The organism is Neisseria mucosa, from assembly GCF_003044445.1.
In the GTDB taxonomy this organism is placed as follows: Bacteria; Pseudomonadota; Gammaproteobacteria; order Burkholderiales; family Neisseriaceae; genus Neisseria; species Neisseria mucosa_A.
The window spans coordinates 1-15,493 of sequence record NZ_POWX01000010.1 but is presented as its reverse complement, the minus strand read 5'-3'; the positions used below and the strand labels follow the sequence as shown (position 1 = coordinate 15,493).

Sequence of the window (15,493 nt, the reverse complement as noted above, 5' to 3'; positions counted from 1 at the left end):
AATCTATATAATAAATTCTCTCGAATGAATTCAAATTAATAAATTAATTGGATACAGAGTTTACGACTTCTGAATGTACTTCAAAAAATCTCACAACAGATTCATTATTATTCATAAAATCCTGCAAGATATAATCATAATGAGACCTTTGCAAAAAAGCCCTTCCCCCGACAGCCGAAACCCAAACACAGGTTTTCGTCTGTTTCCACCCCTAATTGCTCCCGGTTTTAACTAAATACCCCCTTAATCCTCGCCGGATAACCGATAATCGTGCATCCGAGCCGCCTTTTAGGTAACCACAGACACACTTAGTCTGTTGGCGGCTTTCAACAGACTTCAACACATCTTAAAATAAATATAAGTTAGAATCCTAAAATAAAATTACTTGATAAAGCTTTTAATTAATTTCTCTATTTTTAGATGATATTTAATCAACTCTTGTTGAGAAGGTTGCTTAGAAAAATTTCCATATTCATGTGCACTGATACTAGGATAATAATCTACTGATAAACCATTTATGCATGAGTCAACTGCGATTGAAAAATGCGGTTCATTAAGTCTTTTTCCATTTTTTCTACCATCATCCCTTACTTGTATTCTTACTGGATTTTCATCATCCCTAATATAATTAAATTCATGATAGAATGGTTCTTCATTAAATCTTTCATATGCTTTATAGTCTTTAGAAGAAGAAGTTATTTCTTTTGAACCGTACCTCAACATCATTTTTTTAAGATACTTAGGATCTAAAAGGCATTCAGAATTTTTCTGAATCGAAATAGTGTCTATCATCGGCAGACCATCCTTCAATGCCTTAACAAATTTATCTTTATTCTCCCGATTAAAAGGCTCTAAAATCCAAGAATATCCTTTGCGTTTGGCATGGACGTAAATATCAAACCTACCGCCCTTATAGATTTTTTCTCGTCCGACATCCATCTTGTTACCGAATCTCGGGACGAACCTGCCAAATAACCGTAAGGCATGCTCATCAACGTCCCATTCAAATCAATTTTAATATTTCTTTCAAAGCCTGTTATGGGTATCTGATTGTCCATTTTTACTTCCTCCTTATTTTCTGAAGATGGATAACAAGCTGCCAAAGCGAATGAACCCAAAACTGCTATTAGAGCTGATAGCTTCTTTAACACCCTATCTTTTCCACATTCCACTTTTACTCTTCCTGTAACAGATTTCTGATTAAATTAACCAGACCGGCTGAAATACAATCCATTATAAATTTCTGACTCCTGCAAAAATACCATATTCTCATATACTGGCAATTTATTTCAGATAAACGGTATTTAATTCAAACAAACGTATCATTACAACTGTAAATATAACAAAAGATCGCCTGAATATTTTTCAGACGACCTTTTTATATTTAATAATTTTTTAACACATTGTTTAATTTGATTAAACATAATTATTGATTACACATAAAACTATTATTTAAATTATAATTTTATTCTTATACGATATTTTATTACTTCCATCTATAACCTACTTTTGATAAATTTTGTAAACTTGATAACCACAGATGCATTTAAGACGATGTACAGATTTCCGCTTCCATTTTAAACATACAGAAATAGATACATAATCAGGACAAACCTCAGCCTGTCATTTCATTGCATACAGGGATTGATGATTTAAAGCCATTCTCGCTGTGCATCAATTTTTCGTGTATCAGCTATAAGCAGGTTGTTATATATATATATGAATGAAGAATGGTACTGCAAATGGGATATTTCCATTTACAATCTGTTTTTACCTCGAATCCGCGTTAAATTAATGTTCATCCGGCTGCCGAGACAGTATAATTCCCGCCGTTTGAATCGAATATACGAGGTTTCGGATGAATCAGCTTAAATTGGCGGTTTCGGGCGCGCAGATTTTGTTTGTGGCGTTCGGTGCGATGGTGCTTGTGCCGCTTCTGACGGGATTAAACCCTGCACTGGCATTGTTGGGCGCGGGGATTGGGACGTTGCTGTTCCAATTGGTTACTCGGCGTAAGGTGCCGATTTTTTTGGGTTCTTCATTTGCTTTTATCGCACCGATTATTTACTCGATTGGTGAATGGGGGCTGCCTTCAACGATGTTCGGTCTGTTTGCGGCCGGTTTTATGTATTTTGTATTCGCGGGTTTAATCAGATGGCGCGGGCTGGCGGCGGTTCACCGCTTGCTGCCGCCGGTAGTCATCGGGCCGGTAATTATGGTGATCGGTTTGTCGGTAGCCGCTGCGGCAAGCAGTATGGCTATGGGGCAGGCTGACGGCAAACAAGTGATTGATTATGCAGACTCGTTGATTTTGTCGGGTTTTACCTTTGCGGTAACGGTCGTGGTGTCGGTTTTTGGCAGCCGCATGATGAAACTGGTGCCGATTTTGATCGGTGTGGCCTCGGGCTACACATTGGCTTTGATAATGGGCTTGGTAGATACTGCCGCCATCGTCAATGCGCCTTGGTTTGCAGTACCTCATTTTGAAACGCCGCAAGTCAACTGGCAGGCTGCGCTGTTTATGCTGCCGGTGGCGATTGCACCTGCCATCGAGCATATCGGCGGTATTATGGCTATTGGAAATGTTACCGGTCAAAACTATACGAAAGATCCGGGTTTGGATAAGACGCTGGCGGGCGACGGCTTGGGCGTATGCGTAGCCGGTTTGATCGGCGGACCGCCGGTAACGACTTACGGCGAGGTTACAGGCGCGGTGATGATTACGAAAAACAGTAATCCTGTCATCATGACTTGGGCGGCGATTTTTGCCATTGCAATGGCGTTTTTCGGTAAATTCAATGCGTTTTTAGCTTCCATCCCGATGCCGGTCATGGGCGGCATTATGCTGCTTTTGTTCGGTACGATTGCATCTTTGGGTGTGAAAACGCTGATTGATTCGAAGGTTGATTTGATGCTGCCTAAAAATCTGGTTATCGTCAGCTCTGTGTTGACGACAGGTATCGGCGGTATGGTCATCAAAATCGGTACGTTGAGCTTTGCCGGAGTGGGCTTATGCGCAATATTGGCCATTATTTTGAATATACTGTTGCCGGATAGAGAACAATAGTCATCAGCTTAAAAAGGTCGTCTGAAATTTTTCAGACGACCTTTTTGCTTCTTTATTTCGACCAGCCGCCGCCCAATGCCTTATACAGCGACACCAGCATCTGCGCCCTTGCTAGTCGCGCTGCGATTAGGTTTTCCTGCATTTGTTCTTCAGAGATATGGGCTTTGAGGGCGACATCCAGCGTTTTGTAGCCGTTGCGGAACATTTTTTCCGTATCGGTTGCGTGGCGTGCCGCCTGATGGTGGGCGGTCTGCAGCAACTCGGTTTGACGGCTTAACGATTCCACGCCTTGATATGCGCTATCGACTTCGCCCAGCGCGGTCAGGAGCCGTTTGTCGTATTCCAGCAATGCCGTCAGAAGGCGCGCATCGGCGGCTTTGATATTGGCTTTGATACGGCCGTTGGTGAACAGCGGCGTCTGTATGCCCAACGACAGCAAACTTGCCCAGCCGGTCAGCGAACGGTCGCCGTCCACACCGATGCGTCCACCCTGCCCCATAAAACTGATGGTGAAACGCGGCAGCAAATCGGCTTTAGCACTGGCGAATTTGGCAGCATAGGCATTGACTTGCGCCGCCTGCGCGCGCAGGTCGGGGCGGCGTTCCAGCAAGCCTTGCGGATTTTGCCCGCTTGGTGCGGAGGGTTGGTGCGCCAACGCATCAACAGACGATTCGGGCAGCGTAAACGTCTGCGGCACGTTGCCGGTCAAAACGGCGATACTGCGCACATAAGCGGCGTATTCCGCTGCTATAGTGGCGCGTTTGGCTTCCGCTGCGGTCAGTTGCACTTTCGCCTCGTTCACTTCATAACCACTGACATGTCCCGCCTTAAACCGCCCTTCGATATAGCGAACCATACGCCGCAGGGTGGCAACGGTTTGGTCGGCGGTTTTCAGACGACCTTGTGCCGCACGCGCTTTGAAATAATTGTCGGCAATATCGCCCGCCACTAGCATTTGTGCGCCATACGCCAGCTCTTGTTGTCCGAGTGCGGCATAACGGGCGGCATCGGCATCGCTGCGTTTCTTGCCGAAAATATCCGGCTCCCACGAAGCGGTCAGTCCGCCGTACAGGGTGGTACTTTGAGAATCGATGGTATCGTCGTTTAAGGACGAAGTCTGCGGATAACGCGAAAGCAACGCGCGGGCATTGCTGTCGAGAGGGTTATCCATTTGGCTGTGATTCGCCATCGCCTTGCCGCTCAGCCCGACGGTCGGACCTAAATCGGCACGCGCCATTCCTGCCACGGCACGGGCTTCGTTCAGACGGCTGACGGCGATTTTTACATCATGCCCCTGCGTCAAACCCTGCGCGATTAATCCGCTTAACACCGGATCGTTCCACTGCTGCCACCATGCACCGATGTCCGCATCGCCCTTCGCCGCCGCATCCTGCGTGAATGTTTCAGGCAATTCAACCTGACTGTTTAACGGAACTTCTGTGTTTTTACAGCCTGCAAGCGCCAAGACTGCGGCAATACACAATAAATGGATTTGATTGAATTTCATCGTATTTTCCTTTTTGAGAAGGTTTTAGCGTTCCGTTTTGGCGAAATTTGCTTCGCTCGTTTTCAGAGTGTGCAGCCTCTTGACGGGACAACCTTTCAGACGACCTTTCAGAAGATTTTTTGCGAAACTTAAAAACCTAAATGTAAGCCTGTGGCTTACCGCCCTCTCCCTAACCCTCTCCCACGGGGAGAGGGGACAAAATTGGCTGAAGATCTAAAACATGGTTGGGTTTCGATATCCTCAACTCCCTCTCCCGCGGGGAGAGGGGACAAATTGGCAGAAAATCTAAAACACAGTTGGGTTTCAGCATCCTCAATCCCCTCTCCCCGTGGGAGAGAGTTAGGGAGAGGGTAACGAACCGTCAGGTTTGCTTTTTAGCGATCCTCGGCAGGAAGACATCATCAACCTTGCCTCTCCAACATTCCTTGAAACCGAAGCAATGCCAGCCATAAGAATCCTACTCCGATACAGCCCATAATCAGCATATGCCCCCAGACGATTTCAATCCCCGCGCCGCGGAACAGGATGTCTTGCGAAAATTTGACGAACTGCGTCAGCGGCCAATATTCGCTGATCAGTTGTGCCGCGTAAGGCATGTTGCTGCGCGGGGATGCGCCGCCGGCAAACAGGTTCATCACGATATACACCGGCAGCATCAGCATACCGAACTGCCCCATTGTCGATGCGAACGTGGCAATCATGATGCCCAGCGACGCCACCGAAAACAAAAATAACGCCAGCCCTACCGCATAAAGCGGTACCGAGCCGATGAGCGGCACGCCTATGCTCAAATGCACGATAAACCACAGCGACGACAACGCCGCCACCCAAATCACTGCGGCATTTGCCAGCACTTTGCCCATCATCAGTTCGAACGCATTGACCGGCATCACCAGCAAATGCTCGATTGTGCCGCGTTCGCGTTCGCGGATAACCGCCGCCCCTGTCAATAAAATCAGCAACATACACGACATCGAGCCGATTTGCGAAGTCGGCATAAACCACGCGCTCTCGCCGTTGGGATTGTAATAAGTATTGATGACGGGGCTGATTAACTCCGGCCGCGTCACGCCGGTGAATTCGTAAATTTCACGGTTGATAATTTGCGAAAGATAAGACGCGCCCACCCCCGCCTGCGTCATCGACGTCGCGTCAACCAAAAGCTGCAAATCAGGATTGCGCCCCGCCGCCATGTCGCGCTGAAAATTGGGCGGTACTTCCAAAATAAAGGTGAATTCGCCCTTATCCATCAATTCGTCCGAATCTTCGCGCCGCACGTCCTCTACCGGTTTGAAAAACGGATGCTGCACGGCATCGCGGATACGCATGGACAAGACCGAACGATCTTGGTCGATGATGCCGACAGTGGCATTTTTCAAATCCGCGCCCACCTGCGCCATCTGATAAATCGTGGCGGTAAAGATGTACACAATCAGCACCATCAGCACCGGATCAGTCAACACGCTGCGGAACTCTTTGAGCATCAGAGTCAGAATGTTTTTCAGGGTACGCATGGGGATTCCTGTTTAAACGTTATGGATTAAGGTCGTCTGAAAACTTTATCTGTTCTTCGGACGACCTTTATACAGTACATCACCTACTATCTGGTTCTTTATGGAAATCACCAAACTCACCGCGACAGTACCGCCATACTGCAAAAACTTTCACAGGCAACATTTTCCGAAACGCAATTTTTTGTTTAAGCCCGCAACGTAAGTCAACTGCTTGATTACCAGGATATTCGTATAATCTTCAAGCGCACGGATGCTATGTGTCTCGCCGGGTTCGAGCCGGACAATTTGCAGGCCTTCAGTATGTAAAGTTTCAGACGACGTCGAGATTTGCGCACTACCGTTCAACACGATCAACAAAATAATCGCATCGGCTTCATAGGGCGGAATTTCATTGTCTTTCTGCAAAGAAAGCTGGACGATTTCCTGATCGGCATCACTGCTGATCACACCGCCCAACAGGGCTTTGGGATCTAAGGTATATTGTTTCATCATCGCTCCTTTTCCATTTTTACATTTTCAAAAACTGAGAACATACGGCTGTTTTCATAGTATGTATTATTGAAAACCAATATTTAGGGCAGCATATCGGTATAAAGTTCTACTCAAACAGCCCCCTTGATAAATTACCAGCACAGGTACAATCATTACTGAAACAGGGAGACCTAACGGATTTAATTTAAAAGGCCGCCCGAATAATCAGGCGGCCTTCAATTTGTTCATCAGAATGCAATATAAGTGGCAGGATTGACCGGTTTGCCGTTTTGACGGACTTCGAAGTGAAGTTGGGTACGGTTGGCATCGGTATTACCCATTTGTGCAATGGTTTGTCCTCGTTTGACATTTTGTCCTTCATTGACGAGCAGGCGTTGGTTGTGTCCGTATGCGCTCAAGAATGAGGAGTTATGTTGGATGATGACAAGGTTACCATAACCGCGCAAACCCGAGCCTGCATAAACCACTTTACCGTCTGCAGCAGCTACGACGGGCTGACCAGCATTACCGCCGATGTCCACGCCTTTATTGCTGCCGCCAAAGTTGGCAAGGAGGTTACCGTTGGTCGGACGTTGCCATGTGATGCCGCTGACTGTACGGGTTGCACCGGTAGCAACTGTCGGCGTATTGAGAGGTGCGGGAGCAGGCTTGGCAACGGGTGCAGGTGCAGAATATGACGGTTTGGCTGCCACAGTCGAAGCAGGGGCAGTATAACCGGCCGGTTTGACGCGCAGATTTTGTCCGACGCTGATGTTGTTGTCAGTCAAACCATTCCATTCACGCAGATTGTCTTGGGTAATATGGTAGCGTTTGGAAATATTGTAAACGGTATCGCCACGGACGACAGTATGCGTTGCTGCATTGATGTCAACCGGAGCATAGGACGGAACATAGGCACCACCGGAAACAGGAGGCGTATAGCTGCTGTTGACAGCGGGAGCGGACGGAGGAGTATAAGGGGCATCGTTGGCTGCCGGCGCATTTGTGCCGTAAGGGGTCGCACCATAAGGATTGGAAGAAGTACCGGAACCGGCATTACCGACGACGACGGGGGCCGGTTGCTGGCTGGTACATGCGCCCAATGTCAGGGCGAAAGCGGCATAAAATGCAGTTTTTTTCAACATAATCGATGACCTTTATATCGGGGTTATTGTCTTGATTGGTGCATATCATAATAAAAATAAGCCTGCCCCTCAAGTATCGGGGCGGTTAGGGACTGTTAAATCGGCTTGCCGCGCCTGTTTCAGAACAAAAAGGTCGTCTGAAAGCATTCGATAAAAACAGAAATCTGTGTGCTTATCTCTCTTTGCCATACTGCCAAAATCCGCTGACTGCATCCATATGGCGGTAGGAAGTCAAATCGATTTGCAGCGGTGTAACCGTGATAAAGCCTGATTCACATTCCCCGAAATCCGTACCTTGCTCCCGGTCGGAAATATCGCCGACGGGGCCTATCCAATAAATAGACTCACCGCGGGGGTTCTTCATCGGGATAACGCTTTGCTCATGATGCCGCCGCCCCAACCGCGTTGTTTTGATACCTTGCACCGCATCCGGTGGTACGGCGGGAATATTGATGTTCCAAAGAACAGGCGTTGTAGGCGGATTTTTCAACAGCCGCTCCAATATCATCCAAGTCGCCTGTTCCGCCGTCTGCCAATAACGCCCCCGCGTATCGTTCAAAGACAACGCAACGGCAGGAATGCCCATCAGGAAGGCTTCCGTCGCTGCGGCAACCGTTCCCGAATAAAGCGTATCGTCCCCCATGTTCGCACCATTATTGATGCCTGAAAGAACCAAATCGGGTTTAAAATCCGAAAGAACATGGCAACCCACATGAATACAGTCGGTGGGCGTACCGTCAACATAATAAAACCCGTTTGCCGCCTGCTTCATTTGCAAAGGGCGGTCGAGCGTCAAAGAATTGCTGACGCCGCTTCGGTCGCGTTCGGGAGCAACGATGCGGACATTGGCAAACTCCGCCGCCACCCTAGCCAAAATGGCTATGCCCTGCGAAGAGTACCCGTCGTCATTGGAAATCAAGATGTTCATTGTTATAGCTCTCTGAAAAGGGATGCTATTGTATCGCTCCCATACCGCGACCGTCTATCCGAAACACTCATGAAAAAAAGGTCGTCTGAAACCAAATTTGGTTTTCAGACGACCTTTTGTTTTTTCTCATTACAGATTTTTCAAACGCGCAATGCGGTTATCCAAAGAAGGGTGCGTACTCAGCAGGGAATCTTTGGCATCACTGGCAATCCCCATCGCATTCATCTGCTCGGGCAAATCGCTCGTGCTGCCTTTCAAACGTTGCAGCGCGGCAATCATTTTATGCGCACCGACCAACTTGGCGGCACCCGCATCTGCACGGTATTCACGCTGACGGCTGAACCACATGACGATAATACTTGCCAAAAAGCCGAACACAATCTGCAACACCATGCTCACCATAAAATATGTGCCTTGGGAAGTACTGCCGTCGTTATTACGGGCAACCATACCGGAAACGACGCGTGCCAAGAAAACCACAAACGTATTGACGACACCCTGTATCAGCGTCAACGTAACCATATCACCGTTGCCGACGTGCGCCATCTCGTGCGCCAAAACTGCTTCGACCTCGTCTCGGGTCATATGATCGAGAAGGCCGGTACTGACGGCGACTAAAGAGCTGTTGCGTGTCGCGCCGGTTGCAAAAGCATTCGGTTCGGGAGAATGATAAATCGCCACTTCGGGGGTTTTAAGACTCCATTGACGGGCCTGCGCTTCAACAGTTGACAAAAGCCATGCTTCTTCTTCGCTGCGCGGCTGAACAATAACTTCCGCGCCCACCGAGTTTTTAGCGATGGTTTTGGACATGAGCAGAGAAATAATCGAACCGGTAAAGCCGACGACGGCAGAATACGCCAGCAGGCTGCCGACTTGGTCCGTACTGTTGATACCGAGGACTGCCAAAATGATCCGGATGACGACTAAAACGGCGATATTGGTTACGAGAAACAGAAAGACACGTTTCACCAGTGTTCCTTTAAATTTGTTTGTTATGTAAAAAATGAATTCCTCAAATACCTTGCAAAAGGCAATGTATTTTCTCAAAAAGTCGCGCCTACCGAAATACCCTATTGGGAAAAGGTATGCAAATCCAAATACACTTTTGGTTACCCACACGCAATATTATGCTGTCAAACGGCATCCTGCGTTCAGTTACACTGCCCCACAGCCGCCGGATAAACCGATACCTGCGTCTGCGTCAGGGCAAACAGGTTTTCAAGCTGCGTTTGCGCTTGGCGGTTGGCATGATCCAAAATCTGGGCTTTACATGCGCTGGCGAGGACTTGTTTTTTGGCTTCTTCCTGCACAGTTTTGAACACCGCCTTGTCCACCGGCAAAAGGTTGAACGAGCCGGTTTGGATGTCGTACACCTCGATATTTTCCAAATCGACGCTGAGGATTTCTACGGGCGGCAGGCTGATGAGGACTTTTCCGTCCACGATATTGACGTTGTCGGCGTGAAGTTTATCCAAATCCAAGCCCGCCAACACTTTGCCGCGCACGATAAACAGACCGCTTTGCGCGTCCTGCCACAATCTGCGCCAATCGCCTTTTTTCTCCGTGCGGATGATAGTGTCGATGTAAAAAGCCGTGCTTTCCAAGCGGTTCATCTGCTTAATCTGCATCAAAACGCCTTCGCGCGAAATCACTTCATGGGCGTTGTCGTTGCGGTGTTGGGCATAAAACCAGCCGCCCGCCGCTGCGAGCACGCAAAAAACAGATATTAAAATCAGTCGGTAAACCATTTTCATCAGGTTAGACCCTTTTCGGTTGCGTTAAACTTATAGTGGATTAAAATTGCAATGATACGGCGTTGCCAACGCCCTTATGTACTACCCGTACACGGCGGGCGTTGCCGCCTTGTCTCATTTTTATTTTAATCCACTATAACGCCCATATTCTTTCAAATGTTCAGATTTCAAGCAAAGGTCGTCTGAAAACGCAATTTTTGTTTTTCAGACGACCTTCTGTCGAAATATTACCAAAAAGTAATAAAAAGTTGCCACTAAACACAGTTTGCCTTTTGGTAAAGACAAGACTACAATCGCCTACATCCTTTCAGCCACACAACACATCATGAACACCACCGACCTGCGCCGCCGCAACCTGCGGCAATGGATAGCGGACAAATACGGCGGCCAGCAAACCCGTTTTGCCGAAGCCATCGCCATCAACCAAGGCGAATTGTCCGCCCTTCTGAAAAACAAATCCTTTGGCGAGAAAAAAGCCCGCAAAATCGAACAGGCGGCGCAAATGCCCGCCATGTGGCTGGATCAAGAACACGCCTCAGCCCAACCCGACCATCAAGAAAGACGCACCATGCCCCACATTTCCTCCATCCCTGAAATCCTCGCCGACATCAAAGCCGGCAAAATGGTCATCATCACCGACGCGGAAGACCGCGAAAACGAAGGCGATTTGCTGATGGCGGCGCAGTTCGTCACCCCCGAAGCCATCAACTTCATGATCAAACACGCGCGCGGACTGGTTTGCCTGCCGATGGAAGGCAGCATGGTCGAGCGGCTCGGCCTGCCCATGATGACCCAGAAAAACGGCGCGCAATACGGCACCAACTTCACCGTTTCCATCGAAGCGGCGCAAGGCATCACCACCGGTATTTCCGCCGCCGACCGCGCCCTGACCATCCAAACCGCCGTATCCCCAACCGCCAAACCCGAAGACATCGTCCAACCCGGTCATATTTTCCCCTTGCGTGCGCAAAAAGGCGGCGTCCTAGTACGCGCCGGACACACCGAAGCCGGCGTCGATTTGGCGCAAATGAACGGGCTCATCCCCGCCGCCGTCATCTGCGAAATCATCAACGACGACGGCACCATGGCGCGTATGCCCGAACTGATGAAGTTCGCCGAAGAACACAACCTCAAAATCGGCACGATTACCGACCTCATCGAATACCGCAGCCGCACCGAAAGTCTGCTCGAAGACATGGGCAACGCCCCCGTACAAACCCCGTGGGGCGAATTCCAGCAACACGTTTACGTCGACAAACTCTCCGGCGAAACCCACCTTGCCCTCGTCAAAGGTAAACCCACCGCCGACACCGAAACCCTCGTCCGCGTACACGAACCCTTCAGCGTCATGGACTTCATCCAAGCCAACCCGCGCCACTCCTGGTCGCTGCCCAAAGCCCTTGAACGCATCCAGCAAGCCGAAAGCGGCGTCGTCATCCTCCTGCACCGCACCGAAGACGGCGCCACCCTGCTCGACCGCACCCTGCCCAAAGGCGCCAACCAAGCCTACAAATGGGACAGCAAAAGCTACGGCATCGGCGCACAAATCCTCGCCGGCCTCAACGTCGGCAAACTGCGCGTATTAGGACAGCCCTCCGCCTTCACCGGCCTGACCGGCTTCGGCTTGGAAGTCGTCGGCTTTGAAGAAGCAGAAAACAAATAAACCGCCCGTCTTATCAAAAGGTCGTCTGAAGTCCCGATTCCGGTTTTCAGACGACCTTTTGCTATAAATTACCTGATTCAGCCAACCTCCCATGAAAATTATAGTGGATTAACTTTAAACCAGGACGGCGTTACCTCGCCTTAGCTCAAAGAGAACGATTCTCTAAGGTGCTGAAGCACCAAGTGAATCGGTTCCGTACTATCTGTACTGTCTGCGGCTTCGTCGCCTTGTCCTGATTTAAATTTAATCCACTATATTACTATAATTTATTTCAAATAAAAATAATAATATAATAATTATGAAATAATTTAAGAATAATTTTTATTGCATTCAAAATACGAATATAGCATAATACTCATCATCAAAAAGGATATTCTCCTCCTGATATTTTATTTAACTCTAAAAACAAAAGGATATAATTATGTCCAACAGCTATATCGACCGCCGCACAGAAATATATAACCAACGAAATCAAAATAAGATTACGTTGAGTTTACGTTTATCCATTAAAGATGATTTGATTTTGCAAGAGCTTGCCGATGCTTGGGAAACAACCCGCCAAGACATCATTAATGATTTAATTCAAGAATTCATTATTCAAGACTGGGAGAACAAACGAATGATTGACAAACAAAAAGACGAAGAATTTGATAATTCAACTACAACACGATATTTCTTATTAAATACTAATAGTGCCAACGACTTGGAAGACCATAATTTCATGATGACAAACCAAGTAGCTGCTGCATTTGAAGATGGCTACAAAGAAAAAATCTGTCGGATTAAAAAAGGAGACTATGTATTCCTATACGCCTCCGGACAAGGAATTGTTGCATATGGTCAAGCAACAGGAATTGTAGAGAAAACCCATCATTATGGTGTTGATAATAAAACATTTTTTCAAAAACTGGAACATTTTGTCGATTTAAGTCAAAATCCAATCAAAGCAAGACAGGTTAAATCCATTTTGGGACGTTCTTTTCCTTTTGCCCAAACATTATCTCAGATTACTGATGGGGAAAAATTGTTGGAGAATCTCAAATAAGACAAAGCAAGGCTACAAGTATCCTGTAAAACGGCAGTTAAATTTCAAAAGGTCGTCTGAAATCCCGCTTCCGGTTTTCAGACGACCTTTTGCTATAATACCCGCCAGTTTGAAAACGGAAGAAACCCATGTCCCGAATCGCCGCCCTGCCTGACCACCTCGTCAACCAAATCGCCGCCGGCGAAGTGGTCGAACGCCCCGCCAACGCTCTGAAAGAAATCGTCGAAAACAGCATAGACGCAGGCGCGACGGCGATTGAAGTCGAGCTGGCAGGCGGCGGCATCCGCCTCATCCGCGTCAGCGACAACGGCGGCGGCATCCACCCCGACGACATCGAACTCGCACTCCACCGCCACGCCACCAGCAAAATCAAAACCTTAAACGACTTGGAACACGTCGCCAGCATGGGCTTTCGCGGCGAAGGCTTGGCAAGCATCGCCTCCGTCAGCCGCCTGACCCTGACCAGCCGCCAAGACGGCAGCGCGCACGCGACCCAAGTCAAAGCTGAAGACGGCAAACTCAGCAGCCCCACTGCCGCCGCCCATCCTGTCGGCACCACCATCGAAGCTGCCGAACTCTTCTTCAACACCCCCGCGCGGCGCAAGTTTCTCAAATCCGAAAACACCGAATACGCCCACTGCGCCACCATGCTCGAACGCCTCGCGCTGGCGCATCCGCACATCGCCTTCTCGCTCAAACGCGACGGCAAGCAAGTGTTCAAACTCCCCGCCCAAAGCCTGCACGAACGCATAGCTTCCATCGTCGGCGAAGACTTTCAGGCGGCATCCTTAGAAATCGACAGCGGCAACGGCGCACTGCGGCTCTACGGCGCCATCGCCAAACCCACCTTCGCCAAAGGCAAAACCGACAAACAATACTGCTTCGTCAACCACCGCTTCGTGCGCGACAAAGTCATGCTCCACGCCGTCAAACAGGCATACCGCGACGTATTGCACAACGCCCTCACTCCCGCCTTCGTCCTCTTCCTCGACCTGCCGCCCGAAGCCGTGGACGTCAACGTCCACCCCACCAAAACCGAAATCCGCTTCCGCGACAGCCAGCAGGTACACCAACTCGTGTTCCACACCCTCAACAAAGCCCTCGCCGACACCCGCGCCGACTTGACCGAAAGCGTCGGCAACGCAGGCGAAGTGTTGCACGAAATCACAGGCATCCGTCCCGCAGCAACGTCGTCTGAAAACGAGCATAATCAGTTTCTCCAAAACCCGACCGCGTCGTCTGAAAACATTCTCGCCGCCGCACCAAGCACACACACCTCCGAACCTCGCAGCACCTTCGGTTCCGGCAAAACCGCCCCCATGCCCTATCAGGCGGCACGCGCGCCGCAGCAGCGCAGCCTATCCCTGCGCGAAAGCCGCGCCGCCCTCAACACCTACGCCGAACTCTTCAAAAACACCGCAGCCGATGAAGCAGACATAGAGTTGGCACAATTCGAACAAGCCCGCTTCGGTACCACGTCCGCCACGTCGTCTGAAAATACCACACGCAGCTTTTCAGACGACCCCAAACCCGAACTGCCGCCGCTCGGCTTCGCCATCGCCCAATTATTAGGCATCTACATCCTCGCCCAAGCCGAAGACAGCCTGTTGCTCATCGACATGCACGCCGCCGCCGAGCGCGTCAACTACGAAAAAATGAAATGCCAGCGGCAGGAAAACGGCAACCTGCAAAGCCAACGCCTGCTCATCCCCGTTACCTTCGCCGCCTCCCACGAAGAATGCGCCGCCCTCGCCGACCACGCCGACACACTGGCAGGTTTCGGGCTGGAACTGTCCGACATGGGCGGCAACACCCTCGCCGTCCGTGCCGTCCCCGCCATGCTCGGCAAAGCCGACGTCGTCTCGCTCGCCAAAGACGTATTGAGCGAACTCGCCCAAGTCGGCAGCAGCCAAACCATCGAAAAACACGAAAACCACATCCTCGCCACCATGTCCTGCCACGGCTCCGTCCGCGCCGGCCGCCAGCTCACCCTGCCCGAAATGAACGCCCTCCTGCGCGACATGGAAAACACCCCGCGCAGCAACCAATGCAACCACGGCCGCCCGACCTGGGTGAAACTGACGCTGAAAGAACTGGACGCACTGTTTTTACGCGGACAGTAAAGCCGATGGAAAACAAAAGGTCGTCTGAAAACGGATTTAGGTTTGAACTGCACCCCAAAAGTTGGACATCCCCTCCAACTCACAAGGTGCAGTTTTTTTATGAGCAAATATACATTACACTTCAAATACCAAGCCGTACTCCACTACCTGAGACCTTTGCAAAATACCTCTCTTCACCTTTTCGCTGACAGCCGGAACCCAAACACAGGTTTTCGGCTATTTTTCCCCCCCAATACCTCCTGATTTTACCCAAATATCCCCTTAATCCTCCCCGGA

At 49.5% G+C, this 15,493-nt stretch carries 13 protein-coding genes; 4 read left to right on the top strand and 9 right to left on the bottom strand.

Going from position 1 to position 15,493, the window contains the following annotated elements:
• Positions 1–381 precede the first annotated feature (381 nt).
• Together DBY90_RS07030 and DBY90_RS13495 are read right to left on the bottom strand one after the other, a co-directional pair.
• Positions 382–939 (bottom strand): RTX iron-regulated FrpC family protein, encoded by a 558-nt coding sequence (locus DBY90_RS07030; protein WP_267894287.1) that lies wholly within the window; start codon positions 937–939, stop codon positions 382–384.
• Positions 852–1,058: an RTX iron-regulated FrpC family protein gene (locus DBY90_RS13495; protein ID WP_267894288.1), complete on the bottom strand. Its 207-nt coding sequence runs from the start codon at positions 1,056–1,058 to the stop codon at positions 852–854. Before DBY90_RS13495 ends, DBY90_RS07030 begins: the two co-directional genes overlap by 88 nt.
• Positions 1,059–1,858: 800 nt before the next feature.
• Between DBY90_RS13495 and DBY90_RS07025 the strand changes: the two genes are divergently transcribed.
• Entirely contained in the window at positions 1,859–3,067 is a 1,209-nt protein-coding gene (locus tag DBY90_RS07025) for a uracil-xanthine permease family protein (RefSeq protein ID WP_003742744.1), read from the top strand.
• Positions 3,068–3,119: 52 nt separating this feature from the next.
• On the opposite strand, the gene DBY90_RS07020 is transcribed toward DBY90_RS07025, so the two are convergent.
• From DBY90_RS07020 to DBY90_RS06990, 7 genes are all read right to left on the bottom strand, one after another.
• A complete protein-coding gene (locus DBY90_RS07020) occupies positions 3,120–4,574 on the bottom strand; it encodes an efflux transporter outer membrane subunit (protein WP_070493048.1) in 1,455 nt (484 codons plus the stop codon).
• Between the two features lie 401 nt (positions 4,575–4,975).
• On the bottom strand, positions 4,976–6,088 hold the full coding sequence (locus DBY90_RS07015; RefSeq protein ID WP_070655362.1) for an ABC transporter permease: 1,113 nt from the start codon (positions 6,086–6,088) through the stop codon (positions 4,976–4,978).
• A 150-nt stretch (positions 6,089–6,238) separates the two neighbouring features.
• Positions 6,239–6,577: a cupin domain-containing protein gene (locus tag DBY90_RS07010; RefSeq protein ID WP_016688167.1), complete on the bottom strand. Its 339-nt coding sequence runs from the start codon at positions 6,575–6,577 to the stop codon at positions 6,239–6,241.
• A 230-nt stretch (positions 6,578–6,807) separates the two neighbouring features.
• Positions 6,808–7,704, bottom strand: coding sequence for a peptidoglycan DD-metalloendopeptidase family protein (locus DBY90_RS07005; protein ID WP_107986892.1), 897 nt, complete (start codon positions 7,702–7,704; stop codon positions 6,808–6,810).
• Positions 7,705–7,876: 172 nt separating this feature from the next.
• A complete protein-coding gene (gene surE, locus DBY90_RS07000; protein WP_107986890.1) occupies positions 7,877–8,632 on the bottom strand; it encodes a 5'/3'-nucleotidase SurE in 756 nt (251 codons plus the stop codon).
• A 129-nt stretch (positions 8,633–8,761) separates the two neighbouring features.
• A complete protein-coding gene (gene htpX / locus DBY90_RS06995) occupies positions 8,762–9,601 on the bottom strand; it encodes a protease HtpX (protein WP_039855855.1) in 840 nt (279 codons plus the stop codon).
• Between the two features lie 182 nt (positions 9,602–9,783).
• The gene (locus tag DBY90_RS06990; protein WP_070493061.1) at positions 9,784–10,386 is read right to left on the bottom strand and encodes a DUF4230 domain-containing protein; all 603 of its coding nucleotides are present in this window, start codon (positions 10,384–10,386) and stop codon (positions 9,784–9,786) included.
• 325 nt (positions 10,387–10,711) lie between these two features.
• Between DBY90_RS06990 and ribBA the strand changes: the two genes are divergently transcribed.
• From ribBA to mutL, 3 genes are all read left to right on the top strand, one after another.
• A complete protein-coding gene (gene ribBA, locus DBY90_RS06985; protein WP_070493064.1) occupies positions 10,712–12,049 on the top strand; it encodes a bifunctional 3,4-dihydroxy-2-butanone-4-phosphate synthase/GTP cyclohydrolase II in 1,338 nt (445 codons plus the stop codon).
• Between the two features lie 421 nt (positions 12,050–12,470).
• Positions 12,471–13,094 (top strand): EVE domain-containing protein, encoded by a 624-nt coding sequence (locus DBY90_RS06980; protein ID WP_003766176.1) that lies wholly within the window; start codon positions 12,471–12,473, stop codon positions 13,092–13,094.
• A gap of 128 nt (positions 13,095–13,222) precedes the next feature.
• Entirely contained in the window at positions 13,223–15,217 is a 1,995-nt protein-coding gene (gene mutL, locus DBY90_RS06975) for a DNA mismatch repair endonuclease MutL (RefSeq protein ID WP_107986888.1), read from the top strand.
• Positions 15,218–15,493: the final 276 nt, after the last annotated feature.

What these genes read in the sequence shown, in the direction of transcription:
- DBY90_RS07030 (WP_267894287.1), bottom strand. Translation starts at nt 939, where the DNA reads ATGGATGTCGGACGAGAAAAAATCTATAAGGGCGGTAGGTTTGATATT.
- DBY90_RS13495 (WP_267894288.1), bottom strand. Translation starts at nt 1,058, where the DNA reads ATGGACAATCAGATACCCATAACAGGCTTTGAAAGAAATATTAAAATT.
- DBY90_RS07025 (WP_003742744.1), top strand. Translation starts at nt 1,859, where the DNA reads ATGAATCAGCTTAAATTGGCGGTTTCGGGCGCGCAGATTTTGTTTGTG.
- DBY90_RS07020 (WP_070493048.1), bottom strand. Translation starts at nt 4,574, where the DNA reads ATGAAATTCAATCAAATCCATTTATTGTGTATTGCCGCAGTCTTGGCG.
- DBY90_RS07015 (WP_070655362.1), bottom strand. Translation starts at nt 6,088, where the DNA reads ATGCGTACCCTGAAAAACATTCTGACTCTGATGCTCAAAGAGTTCCGC.
- DBY90_RS07010 (WP_016688167.1), bottom strand. Translation starts at nt 6,577, where the DNA reads ATGAAACAATATACCTTAGATCCCAAAGCCCTGTTGGGCGGTGTGATC.
- DBY90_RS07005 (WP_107986892.1), bottom strand. Translation starts at nt 7,704, where the DNA reads ATGTTGAAAAAAACTGCATTTTATGCCGCTTTCGCCCTGACATTGGGC.
- surE (WP_107986890.1), bottom strand. Translation starts at nt 8,632, where the DNA reads ATGAACATCTTGATTTCCAATGACGACGGGTACTCTTCGCAGGGCATA.
- DBY90_RS06990 (WP_070493061.1), bottom strand. Translation starts at nt 10,386, where the DNA reads ATGAAAATGGTTTACCGACTGATTTTAATATCTGTTTTTTGCGTGCTC.
- ribBA (WP_070493064.1), top strand. Translation starts at nt 10,712, where the DNA reads ATGAACACCACCGACCTGCGCCGCCGCAACCTGCGGCAATGGATAGCG.
- DBY90_RS06980 (WP_003766176.1), top strand. Translation starts at nt 12,471, where the DNA reads ATGTCCAACAGCTATATCGACCGCCGCACAGAAATATATAACCAACGA.
- mutL (WP_107986888.1), top strand. Translation starts at nt 13,223, where the DNA reads ATGTCCCGAATCGCCGCCCTGCCTGACCACCTCGTCAACCAAATCGCC.